The organism is uncultured Zoogloea sp. (genome assembly GCF_937894855.1).
GTDB classification, from domain to species: domain Bacteria; phylum Pseudomonadota; class Gammaproteobacteria; order Burkholderiales; family Rhodocyclaceae; genus Zoogloea; species Zoogloea oryzae.
In genome coordinates this window covers 14993-38039 of sequence record NZ_CALAYQ010000071.1, presented here as the reverse complement: position 1 = coordinate 38039, position 23047 = coordinate 14993, and the positions used below count along the sequence as shown (strand labels likewise).

At 67.9% G+C, this 23047-nt stretch carries 14 protein-coding genes; 6 read left to right on the top strand and 8 right to left on the bottom strand.

Translation table 11 applies throughout. The features are described 5' to 3' along the window. Window positions 1–304 precede the first annotated feature (304 nt). The 6 genes from recG to Q0672_RS09205 all read right to left on the bottom strand — a co-directional run bounded on the left by recG (window position 305) and on the right by Q0672_RS09205 (window position 9826). Window positions 305–2395, bottom strand: a complete 2091-nt coding sequence (gene recG / locus Q0672_RS09230; RefSeq protein WP_298621707.1) for an ATP-dependent DNA helicase RecG — start codon at window positions 2393–2395, stop codon at window positions 305–307. Between the two features lie 2 nt (window positions 2396–2397). Then, on the bottom strand, window positions 2398–2778 hold the full coding sequence (locus Q0672_RS09225) for a RidA family protein (RefSeq protein WP_298621706.1): 381 nt from the start codon (window positions 2776–2778) through the stop codon (window positions 2398–2400). Window positions 2779–2989: 211 nt separating this feature from the next. Then, a complete protein-coding gene (locus Q0672_RS09220) occupies window positions 2990–3904 on the bottom strand; it encodes a formylglycine-generating enzyme family protein (RefSeq protein ID WP_298621705.1) in 915 nt (304 codons plus the stop codon). Further along, the gene (locus Q0672_RS09215; RefSeq protein WP_298621704.1) at window positions 3901–7029 is read right to left on the bottom strand and encodes a formylglycine-generating enzyme family protein; all 3129 of its coding nucleotides are present in this window, start codon (window positions 7027–7029) and stop codon (window positions 3901–3903) included. The genes Q0672_RS09220 and Q0672_RS09215 overlap by 4 nt, the downstream gene beginning before the upstream one ends. After that, window positions 7030–8073, bottom strand: a complete 1044-nt coding sequence (locus tag Q0672_RS09210) for a MoxR family ATPase (protein ID WP_298621703.1) — start codon at window positions 8071–8073, stop codon at window positions 7030–7032. It abuts the gene before it with no gap. 10 nt (window positions 8074–8083) lie between these two features. Then, window positions 8084–9826: a hypothetical protein gene (locus tag Q0672_RS09205; RefSeq protein ID WP_298621702.1), complete on the bottom strand. Its 1743-nt coding sequence runs from the start codon at window positions 9824–9826 to the stop codon at window positions 8084–8086. 216 nt (window positions 9827–10042) lie between these two features. Here Q0672_RS09205 and Q0672_RS09200 point away from each other — a divergent pair, with 216 nt between their 5' ends. The 5 genes from Q0672_RS09200 (at window position 10043) to Q0672_RS09180 (ending at window position 16344) form a co-directional block, all read left to right on the top strand. Then, a complete protein-coding gene (locus tag Q0672_RS09200; protein ID WP_298621701.1) occupies window positions 10043–10507 on the top strand; it encodes a hypothetical protein in 465 nt (154 codons plus the stop codon). A gap of 526 nt (window positions 10508–11033) precedes the next feature. Then, the gene (locus Q0672_RS09195; RefSeq protein WP_298621700.1) at window positions 11034–12404 is read left to right on the top strand and encodes an FAD-linked oxidase C-terminal domain-containing protein; all 1371 of its coding nucleotides are present in this window, start codon (window positions 11034–11036) and stop codon (window positions 12402–12404) included. Between the two features lie 117 nt (window positions 12405–12521). Beyond that, window positions 12522–13733 (top strand): methyl-accepting chemotaxis protein, encoded by a 1212-nt coding sequence (locus tag Q0672_RS09190; protein WP_298621699.1) that lies wholly within the window; start codon window positions 12522–12524, stop codon window positions 13731–13733. A gap of 164 nt (window positions 13734–13897) precedes the next feature. After that, on the top strand, window positions 13898–14380 hold the full coding sequence (locus tag Q0672_RS09185) for a DUF3015 family protein (RefSeq protein WP_153163375.1): 483 nt from the start codon (window positions 13898–13900) through the stop codon (window positions 14378–14380). An 86-nt stretch (window positions 14381–14466) separates the two neighbouring features. Next, window positions 14467–16344 (top strand): DUF4105 domain-containing protein, encoded by a 1878-nt coding sequence (locus Q0672_RS09180; protein ID WP_298621698.1) that lies wholly within the window; start codon window positions 14467–14469, stop codon window positions 16342–16344. On the opposite strand, the gene Q0672_RS09175 is transcribed toward Q0672_RS09180, so the two are convergent. Beyond that, on the bottom strand, window positions 16341–17600 hold the full coding sequence (locus Q0672_RS09175) for a DUF1501 domain-containing protein (RefSeq protein ID WP_298621697.1): 1260 nt from the start codon (window positions 17598–17600) through the stop codon (window positions 16341–16343). The two genes, Q0672_RS09180 and Q0672_RS09175, sit on opposite strands and share 4 nt — an antisense overlap. Window positions 17601–17613: 13 nt before the next feature. Next, entirely contained in the window at window positions 17614–19251 is a 1638-nt protein-coding gene (locus Q0672_RS09170; RefSeq protein WP_298621696.1) for a DUF1800 domain-containing protein, read from the bottom strand. Window positions 19252–19435: 184 nt separating this feature from the next. On the opposite strand from Q0672_RS09170, the gene Q0672_RS09165 reads away from it, so the two are divergent. Continuing rightward, entirely contained in the window at window positions 19436–23023 is a 3588-nt protein-coding gene (locus Q0672_RS09165) for an indolepyruvate ferredoxin oxidoreductase family protein (RefSeq protein WP_298621695.1), read from the top strand. Window positions 23024–23047 lie beyond the last annotated feature (24 nt).

Below are 23047 nucleotides of genomic sequence, written 5' to 3'. Positions count from 1 at the left end.
AGCGGGCCGCGCAATTGTACGGCTTATGGCGGACCAGGGGAGCACGGCGGAGTGTAGGTCTGACTTTAGTCCGACAACCCCACCTGCCCAACCCGACGCTGTCGGACTGAAGTCCGACCTACAGGTGCGGGCGCCGCCGGGCGTGGCGCTTCTCCACCGCGGGGCGATTCCGGGCCAGGGGCGGACCGGCGTTTGCATCCCAGCCTGCCGATTATTGATCTCACTGTAGGTCGGACTTTAGTCCGACAAGCCCACCTGCCCAACCCGATGTTGTCGGACTGAAGTCCGACCTACAGGGACCGGATCAGGCCTTCAGCAGCGAGGCCCTTCCGCCGAACCAGCGGGCGGTGACTGCATCGGCCACCCGGGGCGCGTCGCGCAGCAGGGTTTCGGCCAGATCGCGGGCGATGTCGACGAGCACCGCGTCTTCTTCCAGGTCGGCGTAGCGCAGCAGCGGCACGCCGCTCTGGCGGGCGCCGATGAACTCGCCGGGGCCGCGGATGCGCAGGTCTTCCCGTGCGATGATGAAGCCGTCGGTGTGCTCGAAGATCGCCTTCAGGCGCTCACGCCCGGCCTGGGACAGGGGCTGGGCGTACAACAGAATGCACACCGATTCATGCACGCCGCGCCCCACCCGGCCGCGCAGCTGGTGGAGCTGGGCGAGGCCGAAGCGCTCGGCGTGCTCGATCACCATCAGGCTGGCGTTGGGCACATCCACGCCCACCTCGATCACCGTGGTGGCCACCAGCACCTGCACCTCGTTGGCGCTGAAGGCGGCCATGGTGGCGGATTTCTCGTCGTTCTTGAGCCGGCCGTGCACCAGCCCCACTTTAAGATCGGGCAGCGCCGCGGTGAGCATCTCGAAGCTCTCCTGGGCGGTCTTCAGCTGCAGGGCTTCGGATTCTTCGATCAGCGGGCACACCCAGTAGGCCTGCCGGCCGGCCACGCAGGCGTCGTGGACGCGGCGGATCACCTCGTCGCGGCGCTGCTCCGACACCAGCTTGGTGACGATGGGCGTACGGCCCGGCGGCAGCTCGTCGAGCACCGAGACATCCAGATCGGCGTAGTAGCTCATCGCCAGCGTGCGCGGGATGGGCGTGGCGGACATCATCAGCATGTGGGGCGACTCGCCGGCCTGGCCCTTCTCGCGCAGGGCCAGGCGCTGGCGCACGCCGAAGCGGTGCTGCTCATCCACCACCGCCAGGGCCAAGAGCGGCAGGGCCACCGGGTCTTCGATCAGCGCGTGGGTGCCCACCGCCAGCAGGATCTCGCCGGCGGCAAGGCGCGCCATGGTCGCCTCGCGCTCCTTCTTTTTGCGGCTGCCCGAGAGCCACGCCACCTCCAGCCCGATGGGCGCGAGCCAGTCGGCCAGCTTGCGGTAGTGCTGCTCGGCGAGGATCTCGGTGGGCGCCATCAGCACCGCCTGGCGGCCGTTTTCGGCGGCCAGCAGCATCGCCAGGGCCGCCACACAGGTCTTGCCGGAGCCCACGTCGCCCTGCAGCAGGCGCTGCATGGGGTGGTCCGAGGCCAGATCGGCGGCGATCTCGGCAAAGGCGCGGCCCTGGGCGCCGGTGAGGGCAAAGGGCAACTGCTCCAGCAGGCTGCGGGTGAGCGTGTCGTGGCGCGGCAGGCTGGGGGCGTTCTTGGCGCGGCGGGCGGCGTAGGCCCGGCGGAGCGAAATCTGCTGGGCCAGCAGTTCGTCCAGCTTCACGCGCTGCCACGCGGGGTGGCCGCGGTCCTCGATGTCCACGATCGCCATCGACGGCGGCGGCGCGTGGAGCGTACGCAGCGCATCGGGCAGCGTGGGCAGGTTGAGGCGGCGGCGCAGGGGTTCGGGCAGATCGTCGACAAGCGGGTTGTGGCGCAGCGCGCCGCCGATGATCTTGCGCAGCGCCGACTGGGCGAGGCCCGCGGTGGTCGGGTAGATCGGGGTGAGGCTGTCGGGCAGCGGCTCGCCCGCGGCCACCGGCTTGACCCGCGGGTGGATCATCTCGGCGCCGAAGAAGCCGTCGCGCAGCTCGCCAAAGATGCGCAGCCGGCTGCCGGCCGCAAGTTGCTTCTGCTGGTTGGGGTAGAAGTGGACGAATCGCAGCGTCACCTCGCCGCTGGCGTCCGACGCCCGGGCCAGCAGCTGGCGCCGGGGCGGCGGGCTCACGTCGCAGGAGATCACCTCCACCTCGCACTGGGCCGGCACGCCGGGGCGCAGGTCCGCCAGCATCGTAAGGCGGGTCTCGTCCTCGTAGCGCAGCGGCAGATGGAGGATCAGATCGGCCGGGGCAAAGATGTCGAGCTTGGCCAGGCGCTCGGCCAGCTGCGGCCCCACGCCCGGCCAGCCGCGCACCGCCGCCTTTTTGGGCGGCGCGGCGGTGGCAACGGGCGCGGCGGTGTCGGGCAAGATCAGCCGAGCACGAGGACGGCGTCGGCCTCGACCAGCGCGCCGCGGGGCAGTTCCTTCACGCCCACCGCCGCGCGGGCCGGGAAGGGCTCGGCAAAGTAGCGCGCCATCACCTCATTCACCTTGGCAAAGTTGGCCAGATCGGTGAGGTAGATGTTGAGCTTGACCGCATCGCCCAGCGAACCGCCGGCCGCCTCGGCCACCGCCTTGAGGTTCTCGAACACGCGCACCGTCTGGGCCTCGAAGCCCTCGACCATCTGCATGGAAGCCGGATCGAGCCCGATCTGGCCCGACATATAAACGGTGTCACCGGCCTTCACGGCCTGGGAGTAGGTGCCGATGGCGGCAGGGGCGTTGGGCGTGGCGATGATCGTCTTGGACATGGGAGAAGGCTCCGTGGGTTGAACGGGCGGAGTTTACGGGGGGATTGGGGAATGGGGAATGGGGCTCAACCTGTAGGTCGGACTTCAGTCCGACATTTCGTGCCATCTGGATCGCAGGGTGTCGGACTGAAGTCCGACCTGCAGATCCGCAGCGTCGTGGCCCGCCCCGTCCCGGAGCGGGCCACGGGCCCCTCCGGGGCCAAACCCCCGGTCACGCGTCCCGCGTGACCACCGCCTCCGGCGGGCGCACTAGATTGCGTCTAGGCACCAGTAAGAAGCGAAAGCCCTGAGAGTCGACGCGCTCGTCACGGCGCCTTCGGTTGCGGTAGGCAGCACGCAGCCCGTGAGGGTCATTGAACCATGACCCTCCGCGCACGGCACGCACGGCACGCGCAGCGTCGGCCTCTGCACCCACTGGGCCACGCGGGTCGATCTGCGGCGCACCGTCATAATCCCGCAGGCCGTCCGCGCACCACTCCCACACGTTGCCGTGCATTTGGTAAAGGCCCCAAGCATTCGGGGAATAGCTCTTGACCGGCACCGTTTTCTCAAGGTAGGCGCTCGTCGGACCTTTGGCGTAGCTGACTGTGGCGTCGTAATTGGCTTGATTGGGAGCAATGCAACTACCCCAACTAAACGCATTCTTGCTCCCCGCGCGACACGCATACTCCCATTCTGCTTCCGTCGGCAAATCAGCCTTTACCCCCGGCAGGCTCTTTTCCACTTCCCGCAGAAAACCCTGTACCTCATCCCAGCTGACCCGCTCCACAGGGTTCTCCGGGTCACTCTTAAACCTGCTAGGGTTGTTTCCCATCACCGCCCGCCATATCGCCTGGTTGCAGGCTGTCTCCGCCAACCAGCAGCCGTCGGCCAGGTGAACCTGGTGCTGCAGGCCTTCATTGTCAAAACGACCGACCTCGCCCTCCAGTGATCCCATCCAAAACTCACCTGGCTCAATCCAGCGGAAACGCTGCACCGGCCCGCCGAGCACCACATCGATCCACAATCCGAAACGGTCATCCCCCCACGCGCTGGCGCACACCGGCGGAAAAACCACCGGCCAGCGCTGGGGCTCGGGGCGCCAGGTGAGGTCGGGGGCGTGATTCTGAATAGAAACTTTGGTCACCTCTTGCCTCCGCGCTTCGGCTTTGGCTTCTTCGCCACAGGTATCGTTTCGCGGAGCGCTGACCACGGCACAGGACCCTTACCAACTACAAGCATTCTCGACATACGTTCAAGCATGCGGCCTCTGTCTACATTCGATGACCTTGATGGCTCACCAGACTGAACACCCACACTGCCATTGCCCGCCCTTTGCTTCTCATCAAAGAATCTGGACAGTTCGTGTGCATCAAGCGGCGCCAATAAACCCTCCGGGGCCACCGACGCATCCGGCGGGCGCTCCTCGCTGCTTGTGGACCTCAGGGAGAAGCGGAAGCCCTGGTCGTCGTAGTCCCCGACGCGGTGCCTGTAGTCGCGGGAGGCAGCACGCAGTCTGTACGGGTAGTCGAACCACGAACCGCCGCGCACGGCGCGCGGGGCGCTGCCCTCCGGGCCCCGCGGGTCCGCGTGCGGCGCGCGGTCGTATCGTCGCTCGCCGTCCGCGCACCATTCCCATACGTTGCCGTGCATCTGGTACAGGCCCCACGCGTTCGGGGCGTAGCTTTTGACCGGTACCGTCTTTTCCCGCCACTCGCCCGTTGGGCCGTTGGCGTAGCTGATCGTGGGTTGGTAGTTGGCTTGCTCAGGCGTAATCCCGTCGCCCCAGCTGAATGCCGTCTCACTGCCCGCACGGCACGCGTATTCCCACTCCGCTTCCGTCGGTAAATCCGCCTTCACCCCAGGCAGCCGCTTTTCTACTTCACGCAGAAAATCCTGGACGGCATGCCAGCTCACCCGCTCCACCGGGTTCTGCGGGTCGTCCGTGAAGTTGCTCGGGTTCCTCCCCATCACCAACGACCACACCGACTGGCTGCACGCCGTCTCCGCAAGCCAAAAGCCTTCCGTCAGACGAACCAAGTGACGCGGGCCTTCGCCGTCGAAGCGCACCGCCTCGCCTTTAGGCGAACCCATCGAAAACTCGCCGGGCTCGATCCAGCGGAAACGCTGAAGGGCGCTGCCGAAATGAACGTCGAGCACCAACCCGAACTCCAGATCGGCCCACATCCTGACGCCCGGCGCGATAGGTATTGTTTCGGCGCTGAAACCACGCCCCTTGGTATGGAAGCGGTCAAAAAATAACAGGGACGGTGGATCCCAATACAGCGGCCTTGGCGGCCCCACTGGCGATGGTGCCAAGGCATAAACTCCATTGGCGCCCTGCCCCCATTCGATGGCCCATGAAGGTCGCGTGACGGAACCAAAATCCCACTGCCGTCCACCCGACGCCAATGAGAAGGTGCAGCCTTCGGGCCCATCTCCCAGGGGCAGTTCAAGCGGTTTCAGACCCGGGACAAACCACCGACGGATCGCCCCGTCGCTCCGCGACCACTCAAAGCCCCCGTTGATCGTCACCACCGGCCAGGGCATGGATGCCCAGCCGTCGAGTTCCTGTTTCTGGCGCAATTCCCGCGGCTCCAGAAACAGCCTGTCGCCCTGCTGGACGAGCACGTAATCACGTTCGTCCAGCTCCAGCGCCACCGGCCACCGGGCGGCAGCCACATCGGCCGAGGCCAGGCCGGCGGGGATGGTTTCCTGGCCACTGCGCGCCCAGAGAGGCGCAAAATATTCGGACTGAACCTCCATCAGCCGAGAATCCCCGCCCTGGCGCGCGAGCAGATCTCTCGCGTAGCCCGCCACATCGCCCGCCACCCCATCGGCAACAAGACCGGCGCGGCTCATCCATTCCCCGGCGCCTTCCACTGCCAGCTTGAATTCATCCGGCAAGCGGGCTGCATGGGTACGCCAGATCAGCGACTCCATCGCGCCAGTGGACCGCCCCCGATAGGCATGCCAAGCCAGCATCCGCCGCAAGACTTCATCCTGCTCGGCCCTGCCGCCAGTGGTAGCCCCCAAGGCTGCGAAAGCCGCACGATAGCTGGTCAGCGCAGGGGTAGTGATTTCGCAGAAGCGATAACCCGCCCGAACGTCCGATGGATGCGCCCACACCAGCGCCTCCAACCCCGGCTCGGCGGCAGTTTCGAGCGACAGGAGGCGCAGACTGCGCAGCAGCGCGGGCTCGACACGCACGCAGCAGGCAATGCGGACAAGCAGGCGGTGCAAGGCTTCGTCGGGCCATTGGGCTTGGGCGGCGCAGCGGTTGGGTTTGACGTGCCGGAGGTCACCGGCGCCCAGGCAATGCACGCGGGCGTAGCGGGCAGTTTCGCGTGTCACCAGTTGCGGCGAGGCAGGCACCCAGGCCACCGGATGAGCGCCAGCGACTGACATCCGACGGCAGAACGCAATCCACTGAGCGCCAACGGCATTTTCGCGAGACAGCAAACCCAGGTCGCCCAGAATCAGCATCGGTATGCCCGCAGGTGGAGCGGGAATGTGCCCAGCCACGGCCTCGGGCTCTGCCCGGCCGCACTGCATTGACAGCACCGCATCGGGCACCTCCGAAACCAGCCACAGGCGCACGTTGGCCGCCCCATGCAGGCGCCGGACCTCATCCACAACGCCTACAAGATCGTGCTCATACGGAATCAGGCGCTGGGCAATGTCGAAAACGATCCAGATCTCTCCGCCGGTGCCACAGCGGCTTGTGCGCGGCAGGCGCCGGATGCTCTCGGCCCGGGACAGGCGGCGCACCAGCTTGGGCACGTCGACACGGCCAGCCCGGGTCTGACTTAGAGAGCGACGCAGGGCCGGCCACAAGCGTGCACGCGGGACGAGTGGCTGGATTGGCGGCGGTTCACTCGTATTCAATGGTCCGCAATCGGCTGCGGTAAGGGGCTCAAGCTGCCTGGACGTCGCGCGCGCCTCCTTCATCGGAAGCTCGCGGGATTCCAGCACGACAAAGAATCGGGCCTGCAGGGGAGGGCGCCGCCCGGGCTCTGGTCGGGGCGGCGGATCGGCAATGATGTGATCTTCGCCCTCATCGCCGGGTTGGTCGCCGGATTCCTCGCCCCCCGCCTCGGCCCCAATCAGCGCCTCTACCCCACCCCCTCCCTCAGCGGGCAGGGCGCGCCAGTCTAGCAGCGACGCAAAGCGTGCCAGTTCATCACCGGAAACTGCATCGGGATCGCGTCCGCAGGTATCGGCCAGCGCCCGGAGCAGATCGGCACGTCCGCTGATCCGGAGGTTGCCCATTCAGCGCGGCTCCTGGTCAGCCGTCTTGCCGCGTTCAGCAGCGTTGGTCGACTGATTGGCGGCGTTCTTCGGGTCGTCGACCGAGTGCTTCAGGTATCCATAGGCCGACAAACGGACAAGCCATTTGCGCTGGGCGGTGGCGCGTTTACCCGCGTCTGCTTCGTCCTCGAAGAGGGCATGCAGCGCATAGAGCAGATCCAGATACTCGGCGAGGCCGGGCTTGGAGAGATTGAGCCCTGCCACGGCGTCCCGGTCTTTCACCAGTTGCGCGGCAGCCTCCCACAGCACGTCGTCGTCCATCAGCGCGAGTTCTCGCCCAGCCACTTTCTCCAAGGCGCCAAAGTGGGCCTTGCCCCGCGCCACCAGCCAGCCTGCGTATTCGCCATCCGGCGCCAGAGAAAGCACGATGCAGCGGCGCAGAAAGGCGGCAGGCAAATCCCGTTCTTCGTTGGTGGTGATGACGATCAAGGGTGGTTTCACCTTGGGGCCACCGATGGGTTCAGCCACCGGCTCCACATGAAAACTCCGTTGGGCCAATACCTCCAGCAGGCTGTTGGGCAAATCACTGTCGGCCTTGTCGATCTCGTCGATGAGGACAACGTGGCCCTTAGGTTCGGCGATTCGTTCCACCACAGGCAGAAACTCTATTGCCGAATCCCAGCCATAGGCCTTCCAGAGCACACCCGGGCGCCAGTATCGATGGTCGTCCAAAGCGTCAGCCCCTTTGTCGCCAGCCTGCGCATCCGCCAGTCGTTTCACGGCGTCGAAGCGGAAGCGCAGTTCGTGGGGCTCGAACCGGGGGTGGATAGTTTCGGCATGCAGCTTCCAACCAAGAACCTGGGCTGCGGCACGGGCCAACTGGGTTTTGCCGGTGCCAGGCTCGCCGCGCACCAGCAACGGCCGGCCAGCCGCATAGGCGAGGGTCAACGCGTCAATTTCCGGCTGGGACCACTGGTGCCAGGATTGAGCGTACTCGACCGTCTCATCCAACTTGGTGATTGTTCCGGCCTTCAAGCTGGCAAAAGGGGATTTTGGGGGGGGCATGGGGGCGTCCTCAGGACATCAATTTCAGCAAATCGGGCCACGCCGCTTTGAGGCCATCCCGAATTAAGTTTAGTGTCTCGCGTAGTGGGTCTTGCGTGGGCAGGCCCTGGAAACCCTTCTCAATTTCGCCAAGACATCGCCTTACAGTGGGCGCATCGGCGGCCTCCGGTTCGGCAGCAATTCGCTCCTGAATTGTCTGGATGGCATCCAGCAGGTGGCTGCGCTGAGCGGCAAGGTCCGGACGTCTGCAAGTTTCCGTCATCAGACGTCTCAAGCACTGCCGACTCTCGGACCACGGCAACGCCGTACTAGGCGAGACACTCTGAGGTTCGATTTCGACGGGAAACGCGCTCTGGAATGCCTCTTCCAGGCTACCGATTGGAAAATCGGCCCACTCTTCCGGCGGAAGCTCCTGCTCCTCCGCAGCAAGAAAGAAGGTGTGAATCCCGCAGGTCTTCAGGTATTCGCAAAGCTGTTGCCGTCGCATGGGGTCTTCGTAATCGCCCACCGCATCCACTCGCACCGCGACATCGAACGCATCACGCATCGCGTCAACCGTAGCCTTGACTGTGTCATGGTCGATCTTTCCGCGCGTACCGATGCGGCGTCGCTTGATTGCCCGCATCGCCTCACGATTTACCAAGCTTGGCCCGAACTCTCCGGGCATGCCCAGTTCAACGGCTGGCGGTGTCGCTGCAAAAACGCTCTCGGGCTCACGCTTACCACTTTTGAGCGCAAGCCCGAAGTTCTGCTGTTCCGCCGCAATTGTGGCGGCGGTCAAGGCATCCCGAACCCAGATCGGCTCATGATCAGCCAGCCGCGCAGTTCCTCTCTTGTTCTGGATGAAGCGGTCTACGACAACGGGCAGCATTCGCAGGAAGGCATCGCACGCTGCACTACTTTCCGGTTTGTTCCAGACTCTCCCCAGCGCATTGCCGACTTTGACGAGATTAGCCGTGCTGCCGGGCAAGTCCACAGCACGCGCCATGACGGCCTCAATCGTGAGTGGCCTGGCAAGACCGGAAAAGAGCGGGTCTTCGACGAATTCAGGGTGCCTTTCGAGAGACCGCCATGCTTTGTGGAGATGCTGGCGCAACAACTGCGCATGTCGGGTGGCGTCTGCAGTGTTGTTCGCTGACGCTACATCGGCGGTGGCAACTGTGCCGACTTCCGCTTGCACTGGCGCCGACTGAACACCCCCTGGCTCTCTGAAGTTGTCGCCTTGCATGAAGGTCAGAATTCGCTTGCAGACATCGTCCCACGCTGCATCCTCGCTTGCCCACGCGCTGACGGGCTTCATGTTCACTCTTTCTTTGGGTAGCCCCCCCGAGTGAAAGTCGCCAAGTTTGCCCAACTCCGCCCCTGTACTCGGATCGCGCACCTTTGCGAGGTGCCAGTCGGTCGAGGGTTGCAGCAGCACAGTAATGACGGGCACCCGCCGCAACAAGACCGGAGCCAGTTCCTTGGGCCTGCAGAAGGTTGATTTGATCGAATCAGCGCTGACCAGGAATATCAGTAGCCAGCACTGGCTCAGCGCCTCGCCGATTGCACCGGACCAGGCAGCCTCTGCATCCAGCCTGGCGGCGTCGAAGAAGATCTCATCCTCAGTGAGCAGTTCTTCATGGCCTTCAATGGCCGCTTGGAGACGCGAGAGGAAGACGCTTGGATAACCCGCGCCAGGCTCCACTTTCGAATCCCCTCGCAGTTCATCCTTGTGCGCATACGAGATGAACACCTTGCAGCGCTTGGCCATGCTTTTCCCCAGCCCTTTCAATGAGTGCAAAGCATAAGCCATCGCCATCACAAGGGGGATGGCTCGTGGATCGCCGCAAGGGCGGGGGCAGAGCCTGGGCACGAAACCGCCCCACCCTGCAAATCCATATCGCCTACCATCATGTATTATTGAAATCGCGTAAACAACGCACCACGGTACTTTCACACAACATCAATCAATCTCAGGAGCACCACCATGACTCAAAACCTCGTCTCCCTCGATCTCACCGATAACCTGCCCAAGTTCGATGCAGCGCTGGATGCCATCGAGGGCTTGATGGACGTTTTTGTGTCGCTCACGCCGGACGAGGTGCGGCAGCTGACCAAGATCGGGGACAAGAGCGAGACCTTCTGCCGGCAGACGGTGGCGATCCTCGATCAGAACAAGCAGGCGCTGCCGCCGGGCTTTGATCTGGGCGAACTGAAGCGCGATCTGACCGCTTTCGATGCGCTGCGCCCGCGGCTGATCCGCCTGCAGGCGCTGGCGGCCAAGTGCGCCGATACCCAGGTGGCCCTGGGCAGCGACATCCTCTCGGCGAGCTACGACGGCTACCGGCTGCTCAAGGCCTTCGGCAAGGCCGACAACGTGACGCCCCTGCAGGAGACCATGCGTTCCAACGTGCGCCGCACCGCACCGGCCAAGGCCGATAGCGCGGCCTGAGCCCGGCCCGGGGTTTGAGGGGGTGGGGGGTGGTTTTTCATCGACGGGGGGTAATTGCCACCCTCCGCTGCCCAATTTTTAGGCGACGCTGCCTGATTTTTAGGCAACCGAGGGTAACCGGCACCCTCGGTCGCCTCATTTTTAGGCGACGTCGCCTAAATTTTAGGCAGCATTGCCTAAGGATTAGGCGGCATTGCCTAAAATTTAGGCAACAGAGGGTAATCGGGAGGGTCGATTGCCTAAAGATTAGGCAATCGAGGGTGAGCGGGACCCTCGATGGGGTGAGCGCCACCCTCCCGTTGCCCACGGCCCTGTAGGTCGGACTTCAGTCCGACATTTCGTGCGATCCGGATGGCGCGAAATGTTGGTCGATTGCCCGGCCTCCGGGGGCGGGGCGGCGGGGTTGGGTGTCGGACTGAAGTCCGACCTACAGGGTCGTGGGGAGCGGGGCTTTCCCGGGTAGTGATCCGCGCCAAACCGCGCTACCCTCTCGCCCACTTCCCAATCCCAATTTCCCACGCCTGCCATGCCCTTGCCCGACGCCTTTACCCAAGCCCTTGCCGAGCGCTTCGGCAAGCGTTTTTCCACTGCCGAGGCGGTGCGTGCCCACCACGGGCACGATGAATCGCACTTTCCGGATGCGCTGCCCGATGGGGTGGTGTGGCCGCATTCCACCGCCGAGGTGGTGGAGGTGGTCAAGCTGTGCCACGCGCACCGGGTGCCGGTGATCCCGTTTGGCGTGGGCAGCTCGCTGGAGGGGCACATCCTGGCGACCAACGGCGGGATCAGCATCGACCTGTCGGAGATGAACCAGATCGTCACGATCCACGATGAGGACATGGACGCGGTGGTGCAGCCGGGCGTGACCCGCAAGACGCTCAACGCGGCGCTGCATGGCACCGGGCTGTTCTTCCCCATCGACCCGGGCGCGGATGCTTCGCTCGGCGGCATGGCCTCGACCCGCGCCAGCGGCACCAACGCCGTGCGCTACGGCACCATGCGCGAGAACGTGCTGGGGCTGGAGGTGGTGCTGGCCGATGGCCGGGTGATCCGCACCGGCGGGCGGGCCCGCAAGTCGTCGGCGGGGTATGACCTGACCCGGCTGTTCGTGGGTTCGGAGGGCACCCTGGGCATCATCACCGAGCTCACGGTGCGCCTGCATCCGCTGCCGGAGGCGATCTCCAGCGCCACGTGCTCCTTCCCGGATGTGGCGAGCGCGGTACAGACGGTGATCCAGACCATCCAGCTAGGCGTGCCGGTGGCGCGCATCGAGCTGCTCGACACCCTCACGGTGCAGGCGGTCAATCGCTACAGCAAGACCACCCTGCGGGAATCGCCGATGCTGTTCTTCGAGTTCCACGGCTCGCCCACCGGCGTGGAGGAGCAAGCGCAAACAGTGCAGGAGCTCGCCCGCGACAACGGCGGCCAGGATTTTGAATGGGCCACCCGCCCCGAGGATCGCTCCCGCCTGTGGCAGGCCCGCCACGACGTGCTGTTCGCCTGCCTCAACCTGCAGCCGGGCAGCCGTGGGATTTCGACCGACGTGTGCGTGCCCATCTCGCGCCTTGCCGAGGCCATCGCCGGCACCCAGGAGGAGATCGCCGCCACCGGGCTGATCGCCCCCATCGTCGGCCACGTGGGCGACGGCAACTTCCATGTGGTGATCCTCACCGAGCCGGACAACCCGGATCAGGTGCACGCTGCCGAGGCCCTCGGCCGACGCATCGTCGAGCGGGCGCTGGCGCTTGACGGCACCTGCACTGGCGAGCACGGGATCGGGATCGGCAAGAAGGATTTTCTGCTCGCCGAACATGGCGAGGGCGTGGCGGTGATGGCCAGCCTCAAGGCGGCGCTCGACCCGCTGGGGCTGATGAATCCGGGCAAGGTGATCGGCTGATCCATCCCCGGATGGCGGGCGGCTGCAGATTTATCCGGAATTAACAATCGGGTGATCAAGTCGGCCCGGGCAGGGTCGATACCCGAAGGATCGTCAAACGCACCCACGCGATCCGCCATGTCCACATCCCCCTCCATCCGTGCCGATGACATCGCCACCCTCTCCGGCATCGTGCTGGCCCTGGCCGGCATCGCGGCCCACTACACCGGCGCCCCGGCGTGGCTGCACTACGCCCTGGGCTGCGGGGTGATCGCGGCGCTGCTGGGCGCCACCCTCATCAGCCACCAGGCCCGCGCCAGGGCCCGCGAGAACGCCCGCCGGCAGCGGGAGCGCATCGACTCCGGGGTGCTGGATTACGACACCCTGTGCGACCGGATCGCCGCCGAGAGCGAAGCCCACTACGCCCGGCTCGGCGAATCCCTCGCCCAGATGAACGAGGTGGTGGCCAGCGCAGCCCGGGCCATGGGCGGCAACGACCACCGGGAACAGCTGCGCCAGCAGGCCGACGAGCTGGTGGCCCTCGCCGCCAACGAAGACCAGGCCCGGCAGCACAGCGGGCTGCAGCGCTTTGCCGAGGAAACCCGCGAAGCGCTGCGGGCGTTCGTGGTGACGGTGGGCGCGCTCCAGGCCAGCGGCGCCGACATCTCGGCCCGCTTCATGGCGATGCGCGAGAAGGTGGATGGGGTCACCCGCCTGATGACCGAGGTGAACCAGATCAACAGCCAGACCGAGCTGCTGGCCCTCAACGCCGCCATTGAGGCCGCCCGCGCCGGCGAGGCAGGCCGCGGCTTTGCGGTGGTGGCCGACGAGGTGCGCAAGCTCGCCCAGCGCACCGAGCTGTTCAGCGACCAGATCGAAGCCCTGCTGCGCGAGATCCACGTGGCCATCGACGACGTGGGCGTGGCGGTGGATGTGTCCGCCTCCACCGACCTCAGCAAGGCCCGGTCGTCGGAAGACAACGTGAACGCCATGTGGGCCGAGATGAGCGAACTCAACGCCCGCACCGCCGTCCAGGCGCAGCGCATCAACGAGGTGTCCGAATCGATCCACCGGCTGGTGATGCAGGGCATCCTGTCGATGCAGTTCGAGGACATCGTGAGCCAGGTGCTCGGCAAGCTGCAGCAGCACACCGCCTTCATGAGCCGCTACACCCAGGGCTTCTTCGACGCCCACCGGGACATGGACGAGAAGGACGGCCTCGCGCGCATCCAGCGCCGGGTGAGCACCCTCCACCAGCTTCTCGCCGAATCCTGCCGCTCGTCGGCCGAGATCCGCTTCGAGGCGGTCAGCCAGACCGCGGTGAGCGCCGGCGAGATCGACCTGTTCTGACCCCGCCCCTCAGGCCTGCAGCGCAAGGAGCAAGCGCGCCGATGTGCGCAAATACAACAGTTGCAGCGAGCGACAACCGCACCGGCCGGAATGCATTACCATCCCTCCGGCATCACCTGGCAGCACGAACAAACTTCCAACAACGCACCAAGAGGGTAACGACTATGAAGAAACTGCTGATTTCGCTGGCTGTGCTCCTCCCCGCCTCCGCCTTTGCCGCCGCCAACAACGTCGGCTCCTGCGGCCTGGGCTCCAAAGTGTTCGAAGGTCAGAAGGGCATCGCCCCGCAAGTGCTTGCCGTCACCACCAACGGCACCTTCGGCAACCAGACTTTCGGCATCACCTCCGGCACCCTGGGCTGCTCCCAGGATGGCGTCGTGACCTCCGCCTGGAAGACCGCCATGTTCATCGACGGCAACAAGGCCCAGCTGGCCCGCGACGCCGCCTCCGGCCAGGGCGAAACCCTGGACGCGCTGGCCGCCCTGCTGAAGATCGACGCCCAGGACAAGGCCGCCTTCGTCAGCCTCGCCAAGGCCCGCCACGCCGACATCTTCGCCTCGGTCGACTCCGCCGACAGCATCGCCACCCAGCTCAAGGCCGCGCTGCAGTCCGACGCCCGCCTGGCCAAGTACGCCGACGCGGTGTAACCCCTCTCCGGCGGGCTGGCGATGCCCACCCGCCGCGCTTCAAGCCCTGTGCCCGCACAGGGCTTTTTCATGTCTGCCCGCCCCCGATGAAGACCCTGCCCGCCCTCGGCGCCGCCCTCGCTCTTGCCGCGTTGCCCGCCTGGGCCGCGCCCATCGACGACCTGCGGGCCGCCGCCCGCACAGCCCACCTCGCCGACGACCCCGCCTGGGCCGACCTGCTGCAGTACGAGCCCGCCCCGGTCACCGGCCGCCTGCGCAGCCTGGCTGACGACGCCAGCTTCTTCAACGCCCCCGACGGCGCCACCAACGCCGCCGCCGAACTCGACGCGACCCTCGCCCGGCTCGTCGAGCCGGCCCGCCCCAACGCCCCCGACGAGCACCCCCAGTGCCGCTTCCCGGCCCGCTTCCACTGGCTCAAGTCGCGCCTGCCCGAGCTCGCCCAGGCCACCCCGGACCAGCCCTGCCCGCGGCTGGCCGCCTGGGCCTCCGAGATCCGCCCGGCCGGCGCCACCCTGGTGTTTCCGTCGGCCTACGTGAACAGCCCGGCCTCGATGTTCGGCCACACCCTGCTGCGCATCGACGCAGAGGGCCAGACCGACGCCACCCGGCTGCTGGCCTACACCATCAACTACGCCGCCAAGGCCGACGCCACCGACGGCTTCACCTTCGCCATGAAGGGCCTCTTCGGCTTCTACCCCGGCACCCTGTCCAGCTCGCCCTACTACGTGAAGGTGCGCGAATACAGCGACATGGAAAGCCGCGACGTGTGGGAATACCGGCTCAACCTGACGCCCGACGAGACCCGCCAGCTGCTCCGCCACGCCTGGGAGATCGGCGCCACGCGCTTCGACTACTGGTTCTTCGACGAGAACTGCTCGTACATGATCCTGCGCCTGCTCGACGTGGCCCGGCCGGGCCTGCGGGTGTCCCAGCGCTTTCCCCTCACCGCCATCCCGGTGGATACCGTCAAGGGCGTGGTGGATGTGCCGGGCCTGGTCACCGACATCACCTTCCGCCCCGCTGGCGGCACCGAGCTCGCCCACCGGGCCAGCCGGCTGCCGCCCGACGCCATGGCCGCCGCCATCGCGGTGGCCGACGGCAGGCAGACGCCCGCGAGCCTGGGCACCGCGCCGCTGGCCATCGAACAGCTCGAATTCGCCGACCGGCTGGTGTCCTTCCGCGGCCACGCTGGCAAGCTCGACCAGGACGACGCCCTCGCCCGCCTGAAGGCCATCCAGACCACCCGCAGCCGGCTGCCCGCCATCGACACCGGCAGCGTGCCGGTGCCACCGCGCCCCGAAACCGGCCACGCCTCCGGCCGCTTCGGGCTCTCGGCCGGCCGCGCCGCCGGCGCACCGGCGCTGTTCCTGGGCCTGCGCCCGGCCTACCACGACCTGCTCGATCCAGAGACCGGCTACAGCCGCGGCGCCCAGATCCGCTTCTTCGACATCGCCGCCAGCCAGCGCGAAGGCCACGGCTGGCGCCTGGACCGTTTTCTGCCGGTGGATATCGTCTCCGTCGCCCCGCGCCGGGAATGGACCCAGCCCCTGTCGTGGAAAGTGCGCTTCGGCTGGGAGCGCAGCCTCGGCTACCCGCTCGCCCCTAGCCCGACGGTAGCCGGCGGCCCCGGCGCCGCGTGGGAGTGGCGGAACCTGATGGCCTACGTCTTCCTCGAGAACCAGATCCTCACCCAGGGCCGGCTCGAAAAGCGCTGGGCCATCGGCACCGGCCCGCTGGCGGGCCTGCTGTGGGATGTGGCCCCGGCCACCCGCGTGCAGCTCGAAGCCAGCCACCAGTGGTTCAACGACAGGCGCCTGGAACGCAGCCAGGCCCGCGCCCTGCTGCGCCACAGCCTCGGCCCGCGCAGCAACCTGGTGGCCGAGTACGAATGGACCCGCGCCGAACTGCCCGCCGACACGCCGCAGGCGCGCCGCATCGCGCTGGGCTGGCAGCTGTACTTCTAGGCGGTGAGCCCCAGCGGCGCCCGCGCCGCGAGGCCGGGGAAGACCGCCGCCCGGTCACGCTCCGGCAGGGCCAGCAGCTCGGCCAGCACGTGGCGGTGGTCGGTGGTCACCGCCAGATCGACGCCCTGATCGAGGCGCGGCGTCTCCAGCCCCGGCCAGTCGCCGAACATCCGTCCGCCGCGCACCCCGTCGCCCAGCACCAGCATTGCCGAGCCGTGGCCGTGGTCGGTGCCCTGGCTGCGGTTGGCGCGCAGGCGCCGGCCGAACTCGGTCACCACCACCACCCGCACCGGCAGCCCGGCGGCCGCCATGTCCCGGTGGAAGGCCGCCAGCCCGCGGGTGAGCTGGCCCACCAGCCCATTGAAGCGGCCCGGCTGGGCGTCGTGGGTGTCCCAGCTGGCGTGGTCGATGCACGCCACCCGCAGGCCCACGTCCATCCGCGCGAGGCGCGCGATGGCCTGTAGGCCCTGGGTGAAGCCGTTGTTCTCGTAGTTGGCGCCGGGTGGCGCGTAGGGCGTCAGGCGGCCGTCGGGCTGGCGGGGCAGGCGCGCGTCCACCAGCGCGGTGCGGGCCAGCACCCGGGCGCCGGCCTGGCGCACCGGGTCGGTGGCGCCGGACGGGTAGAGCCGGGCGAGCACCGCGGCGGCGTCCTTGCCCCCGGCCAGCGGCACGCCGCCGGAGAGATCGGGCAGCGCCAGCGCGTCGTCGTAACGCAGCAGCGAGGCCGACATGCCGGCGTTGGCCGACATCGCCGCGATGCGCCGGTCGTCGCCGCCCCGCTCGCCGAGGGTGGCGAGGTAGCGGGTCAGCCAGCCGCTGTCGCTGCGGGCGTAGTCGGCGATATTCACCACCCCGCGCTCGATCAGGTCCTGGGCCTCGAAGTGGCTGCGGGTGCCGTTCATCAGCCCGCAGGCGTGGAGCACCGCCAGCCGGCCGGCTTCATACAGCTCGAAGAGCGGCCTGGCCTCGGGGTGCAGGCGGAAATCCAGCCCGCTGCCGAGGCCGTTGGCGAGCGCCAGCCCGGGCCGCTCGCCGCTGTCGAGCACGCGCAGGTCGGGCGTGCGGGCGTCGATGTAGGGCTTGTCGTTGACGGGGGCGACGAGGTTGAGGCCGTCGCAGCCGCCGCGCTGGAAGACCACCACCAGCAGCGGCGTCGGGGCGCCCTCGGCGGCAAAGGCGAGGCGGCCCAGGCCGGCGAGGGGCGCGAAGGCCCCGGCGGCGGCGCAGGCCTTGAGAAAGTCTCGGCGGGTCGTCATGGCGGGCCTTTCGTCAGCAGGTCTGGAACTCGGCGCTCATCGCCGTAAAGGCAATCACGCGCCGCAGCAGGTTGGCATCTGCGGGTTTGGCGGCATCCAGCGCGCGGGCCGGGTCCACCGCCAGCCCGGCGAGGACGGCGCGGCCCACCGCTGCGTTGCCCGCCCCCAGCAGGCGGGTGGCGATGGCGTCCGCCGCCTGCCCGGCGCTGCTGGCCGGCGCCTCGAGCATGTCGGCCGGCTGCACCGTGCCGTTGCCCCAGCGGTTCTCCATCAGCCCCTGCACCAACTGCCAGCGCTGGCGCATGCCGTTGGCGCTGATCCAGTAGGCCGCCTCTTCCGGATGCCCGGTGGGCGGCGCCCAGCCGAACAGGCGCTGGCCGGCGTTGGCGAGGCCGGCGACCAGCCCCTCGGTGGCGGTGAAGGGCATCCCCGTTCCGCGCACGAAGGCCGCCGCCAGCGCCAGCGGACGCCGCAGCCGCGCGCCGCTGCTGCGGGCAAAATCCGGCGACAGGGCGATGAGCTCCACCACCCGGGCGATCTGGTCCGGCTGGCGGCGGGCGCGCCACCACAGGTCGGCGGCGGCAGACAGCAGCCGCGGCGAGACGCCATCGCCCACCAGCCGGCGGCACAGCTTGCCGCTCAGGTGGCGGGCGGTGGCCGGGTGGTCGGCGATCAGATCGAGCACCTTGCGGCCGTCGGCGAGCGCCGGCTGGAAGGGGTCGAACTCGACGCCCAGCACGCGCTTCTGGTAGTTGTCGTGCCAGGATTCCACGTAGGCGAAGTGGCCGCTGGCGGGCAGGCGGTCGGCGCCGCCAAGGCCGCTGCCGTCCTCCACCACCCAGCCGGTGAAGGCCCGGGCGGCTTCGTACACGTCCTGGTCGATGAAGCCCTTGGGCTGACCCTTGAGGGCACCGGGCACGTCGCGCCAGCGGTTGTAGAACTCGTTGAGGTAGTGCTCGCGGCCCAGGCTGTGAAGCTCGAAGAGCTCCCGGGCGAAGTTCTCGTTGGCGGCGCCGGCGCGGGACGAGCGGTTGTTGAGGTAGTACAGCATGGCCGTGCTGCCGGCCACCGCTTCGAGGAAGTCCCGAAAGTTGCCCAGCGCATGGCGGCGGATCACGTCCCGGTCGTAGGTGGGCAGCGCGACATTGACCTGCACCATCTGGCTGGCGTCCACGTTGAAGTGGTTGTGCCAGAAATCCACCAACACCTCGCGCAGCTGCCAGCGGCTGTGCACCGCGCGGATCAGGCAGGCCACGGCCACCTCGGAGCGCGGCCGGAAGCGTTCGACGCCGGCCATCGGGCGCTTGTAGTCGGTGAGCGGCCACAGCTGGGCGATGGGCGCGGTGAGCGTATCGAGGGGGCGCATCTCGTCCAGCGCCGGGAATTCCGGCCCCGGTGCCTTGCCCGCGTCGTAGCGGATGCGCAGGCGGGCGGCGGCGAGGCGCTCGGCGCAGTCCGGGTCGTCGCCCTCGGGCGGGGCGAGCTGCTCGGCCAGCCACGCCCGCAGGCCCACGTCGCGCAGATGCAGGCGCTCGGGGAGCGGCCCGGGCCCGAAGGCCAGCCGGCCGAGCACGAGATCGTCCGCCACCTTGGGGGGATTGCCGGGATTGTCGGGGTTGCCGGACTTGCGCCCCACACCTGTTCGCGCCATCGAAGGCCTCCACTGCCAGTCCTTGAGCCCCGATGATAGCCGCCGCCCTTTGCAGCGGCCTTGCACGATGCCGGAACCCGGCACGCTACTTTGTATCCAATCCTTAGATTCCGCCCCGGACCGGGCGCTGCCCACGAAGCCGCGCCGTCCCGCAGTCGCACCCCGATTTTGCGAGGAAACCACCATGGCCGAGCAGGACCCTCTCCCCAGCCTCACCCCCGGCGCCACCCTCGACGACAAATACACCGCCAGCACCGGCCGCGTGTATCTCACCGGCTATCAGGCGCTGGTGCGCCTCTTGCTGATCCAGCGCGACCGCGACCGGGCCGCCGGGCTCAACACCGCGGGCTTCGTGTCCGGCTACCGGGGCTCGCCCCTGGGCGGGCTGGACTTGAGCCTGTGGAAGGCCCAGGCACATCTGGCCCGCCACGAGGTGGTCTTCCAGCCCGGCGTGAATGAAGACATGGCCGCCACCGCCGTGTGGGGCAGCCAGCAGGTCACGCTGTCGCCCCGGGCGCGGGTGCAGGGCGTGTTTGCCATGTGGTACGGCAAGGGGCCGGGGGTCGATCGCTGCGGCGACGTGTTCCGCCACGCAAACGCCGCGGGCAGCAGCCAGTTCGGCGGCGTGCTGGTGATCGCTGGCGACGACCACGCGGCCAAGTCATCCACCCTGCCCCACCAGACCGACCACTTCTTCAAGTCGATGATGATGCCGGTGCTGGCCCCGGCCGGCGTTCAGGAATACCTCGACTACGGCGTGCATGGCTGGGCGCTGTCGCGCTATTCGGGCTGCTGGGTGGCCTTCAAGGCGCTGGCCGACACGGTGGAGACTTCCGCCTCGGTGGATGTGGACCCGCAGCGGGTGGTCACCGTTACGCCCACCGACTTCGCGCTGCCGCCGGACGGCCTCAACCTGCGCTGGCCCGACCCGCCGCTGGTGCAGGAACGTCGCCTGCTGCACTACAAGCTCTACGCGGCGCTGGCCTACTGCCGCGCCAACCGGCTCAACCGGGTGGTGATCGACTCGCCCGCGCCGCGGCTGGGCATCATCACCTCGGGCAAGAGCTATCTCGACGTACGCCAGGCCTTCGACGACCTGGGCATCGACGAGCAGCTCGCCGCCGAGATCGGCATCCGGCTCTACAAGGTGGGCATGGTGTGGCCGCTGGAGGCCGAGGGCGTGCGCCGCTTTGCCGAGGGGCTGGACGAGATTCTGGTGGTGGAAGAGAAACGCCAGCTGCTCGAATACCAGCTCAAGGAAGAGCTCTACAACTGGCGCGAGGACGTGCGCCCGCGGGTGGTGGGCAAGTTCGACGAAAAAGGCGAATGGGCGATGATCGCCACGCCGGGCCCGGACGGGCGCATCACCGTTGATCACGGCGAGTGGCTGCTGCCGGCGGCGGGCGAGCTCTCTCCAGCGATGATCGCCCGGGTGATCGCGGCGCGCATCGGGCGCTTCTTCACCTCGGCGCGCATCGAGAGCCGGCTGGCCTTCCTGCAGGCCAAGGATCACACCCTCGCCCACCGGGTGTTCGCCATCGACCGGGTGCCCACCTTCTGCCCCGGCTGCCCCCACAACAGCTCCACCAAGGTGCCGGAAGGCAGCCGCGCCACCGCCGGCATCGGCTGCCACTACATGGCCAGCTTCATGCCCGACCGGCGCACCGGCCCCTTCACCCACATGGGCGGCGAGGGCGTGCCGTGGGTGGGCCAGGCGCCCTTCACCGACGAGCCGCACATCTTCGCCAACCTGGGTGACGGCACCTATTTCCACTCCGGCATCCTGGCGATCCGCCAGTCGGTGGCGGCCTTCAACCGCCCGGCCCACGGGCGCCAGCCCACCAGCGGCATCACCTACAAGATCCTGTTCAACGACGCGGTGGCGATGACCGGCGGCCAGCCGGTGGATGGCGAGCTCACCGTGCCCCGGCTGCTGCGCCAGCTGCAGGCCGAAGGCGTGGGCAGCATCGTGCTCGTCACCGACGGCACCGACCGCCCCTGGCACGTGGCCGACATCCCCCACGGGGTGGCGATCCGGCACCGGGACGAGCTGGAGGTGATCCAGCGCGAACTGCGCACCCTGCCCGGCGTGTCGGCGCTGGTGTTCGACCAGACCTGCGCCGCCGAGAAACGCCGCCGCAGGAAGCGCGGCACCTACCCCGACCCGCAGACCCGCGTCTTCATCAACGAGGCGGTGTGCGAGGGCTGTGGCGACTGCGGGCGCGAATCCAACTGCATGGCGATCCTGCCCGTCGAGACGGAGTTCGGCCGCAAGCGGCAGATCGACCAATCGGCCTGCAACAAGGATTTCTCGTGCATGAACGGCTTCTGCCCGAGCTTCGTGACCATCGAGGGCGGACGGGTGCGAAAGGGCCGCGCCGCCGCGGTGGATGCGAGCCACCTGCCGCCGCTGCCCGTGCCGCGGCTGCCCGCCACCACCCAGCCGTGGGGCATCCTCGTCACCGGCGTGGGCGGCACCGGCGTGGTCACCATCGGCGCGCTGATCGGCATGGCCGCGCACCTGGATGGCAAGGGCGTGACGGTGCTCGACATGACCGGCCTCGCCCAGAAGGGCGGCTCGGTGTTCAGCCACATCCGCATCGCCGACGACCCGGAGCAGCTCCACGCGGTGCGCATCGCGGTGGGCGAAGCCAACGCGGTGATCGGCGGCGACGTGGTGGTCACCGCCAGCGCCGACGCCCTCTCGCGGATGGCCGTCGGCACCACCCACGGGGTGGTCAATTGCGCCGAGACGCCCACATCCGAATTCACCCGCAACCCGGACTGGGTCTTCCCCCTCGACAAGATGCAGGCCGCGATCGTCGAAGCCGTCGGCCGCGAAGGCTGCAGCTTCCTCGACGCCGGCGCGCTGGCCACCGCGCTCCTCGGCGACGCCATCGCCACCAACCTGTTCCTGCTCGGCTTTGCCTGGCAGAAGGGCTGGGTGCCGGTGAGCGAGGCCAGCCTCGACAAGGCCATCGTGATGAACGGCGCGGCGGTCGAGATGAACCGCCAGGCGTTTCTGTGGGGCCGCCGCGCGGCGGTCGATCAGGGCGCGGTGGAACGCCTCCTCACCCCGGCGCCGGTGATCCCGATCCGCCCGGCCTCGGCGAGCGAAACCCTGGACGCCCGCATCGCCCGCCGGGCCGCCTTCCTCACCGATTACCAGGACGCTGCCTACGCCCGGCGCTACACCGATTTCGTTGCCCGGGTGCGCGCGGCCGAAGCCGCCCTGGGCAGCCAGCGCCTCACCGAAGCCGTCGCCGACAGCTATTTCAAGCTGCTGGCCTGCAAGGACGAGTACGAAGTCGCCCGGCTCTACGCCGACCCGGCCTTCTGGCAGCAGATCGACGAACGCTTCGAGGGTGATTTCACGGTGAGCTTCCACCTCGCGCCGACCTTCCTGGCCCGGCCCGACCCGGATTCCGGGCGCATCCACAAGCTCAAGTTTGGCCCGTGGATGAAGACCGCCTTCGGCTGGCTGGCCAAGCTGCGGCGCCTGCGCGGCACGCCCTTCGACGTCTTCGGCTACCACGCCGAACGCAAGGCCGAACGTGCCCTCACCGCCCAGTTCGAGGCCGACATCGGCCAGCTCATCGGCGAGCTCGGCGCCGAGCGCCTGCCCATCGCCATCGAGCTCGCCCGCCTGCCGGACGAGATCCGCGGCTACGGCCACATCAAGGCCGCAGCGATGCTGCGGGCGGCGGAAAAGCGCGAGGCGCTGCTGGCCCGCTGGCGCGCCGGCGGCCATCGACCGGCCAACGTGGCCTGAGTGCTGATCTGGACGGCACTACGC

What these genes read in the sequence shown, in the direction of transcription:
- Q0672_RS09205 (WP_298621702.1), bottom strand. Translation starts at nt 9,826, where the DNA reads ATGGCCAAGCGCTGCAAGGTGTTCATCTCGTATGCGCACAAGGATGAA.
- Q0672_RS09210 (WP_298621703.1), bottom strand. Translation starts at nt 8,073, where the DNA reads ATGCCCCCCCCAAAATCCCCTTTTGCCAGCTTGAAGGCCGGAACAATC.
- Q0672_RS09190 (WP_298621699.1), top strand. Translation starts at nt 12,522, where the DNA reads ATGTCCACATCCCCCTCCATCCGTGCCGATGACATCGCCACCCTCTCC.
- Q0672_RS09225 (WP_298621706.1), bottom strand. Translation starts at nt 2,778, where the DNA reads ATGTCCAAGACGATCATCGCCACGCCCAACGCCCCTGCCGCCATCGGC.
- Q0672_RS09215 (WP_298621704.1), bottom strand. Translation starts at nt 7,029, where the DNA reads ATGGGCAACCTCCGGATCAGCGGACGTGCCGATCTGCTCCGGGCGCTG.
- Q0672_RS09195 (WP_298621700.1), top strand. Translation starts at nt 11,034, where the DNA reads ATGCCCTTGCCCGACGCCTTTACCCAAGCCCTTGCCGAGCGCTTCGGC.
- Q0672_RS09180 (WP_298621698.1), top strand. Translation starts at nt 14,467, where the DNA reads ATGAAGACCCTGCCCGCCCTCGGCGCCGCCCTCGCTCTTGCCGCGTTG.
- Q0672_RS09185 (WP_153163375.1), top strand. Translation starts at nt 13,898, where the DNA reads ATGAAGAAACTGCTGATTTCGCTGGCTGTGCTCCTCCCCGCCTCCGCC.
- Q0672_RS09165 (WP_298621695.1), top strand. Translation starts at nt 19,436, where the DNA reads ATGGCCGAGCAGGACCCTCTCCCCAGCCTCACCCCCGGCGCCACCCTC.
- Q0672_RS09170 (WP_298621696.1), bottom strand. Translation starts at nt 19,251, where the DNA reads ATGGCGCGAACAGGTGTGGGGCGCAAGTCCGGCAACCCCGACAATCCC.
- Q0672_RS09200 (WP_298621701.1), top strand. Translation starts at nt 10,043, where the DNA reads ATGACTCAAAACCTCGTCTCCCTCGATCTCACCGATAACCTGCCCAAG.
- Q0672_RS09175 (WP_298621697.1), bottom strand. Translation starts at nt 17,600, where the DNA reads ATGACGACCCGCCGAGACTTTCTCAAGGCCTGCGCCGCCGCCGGGGCC.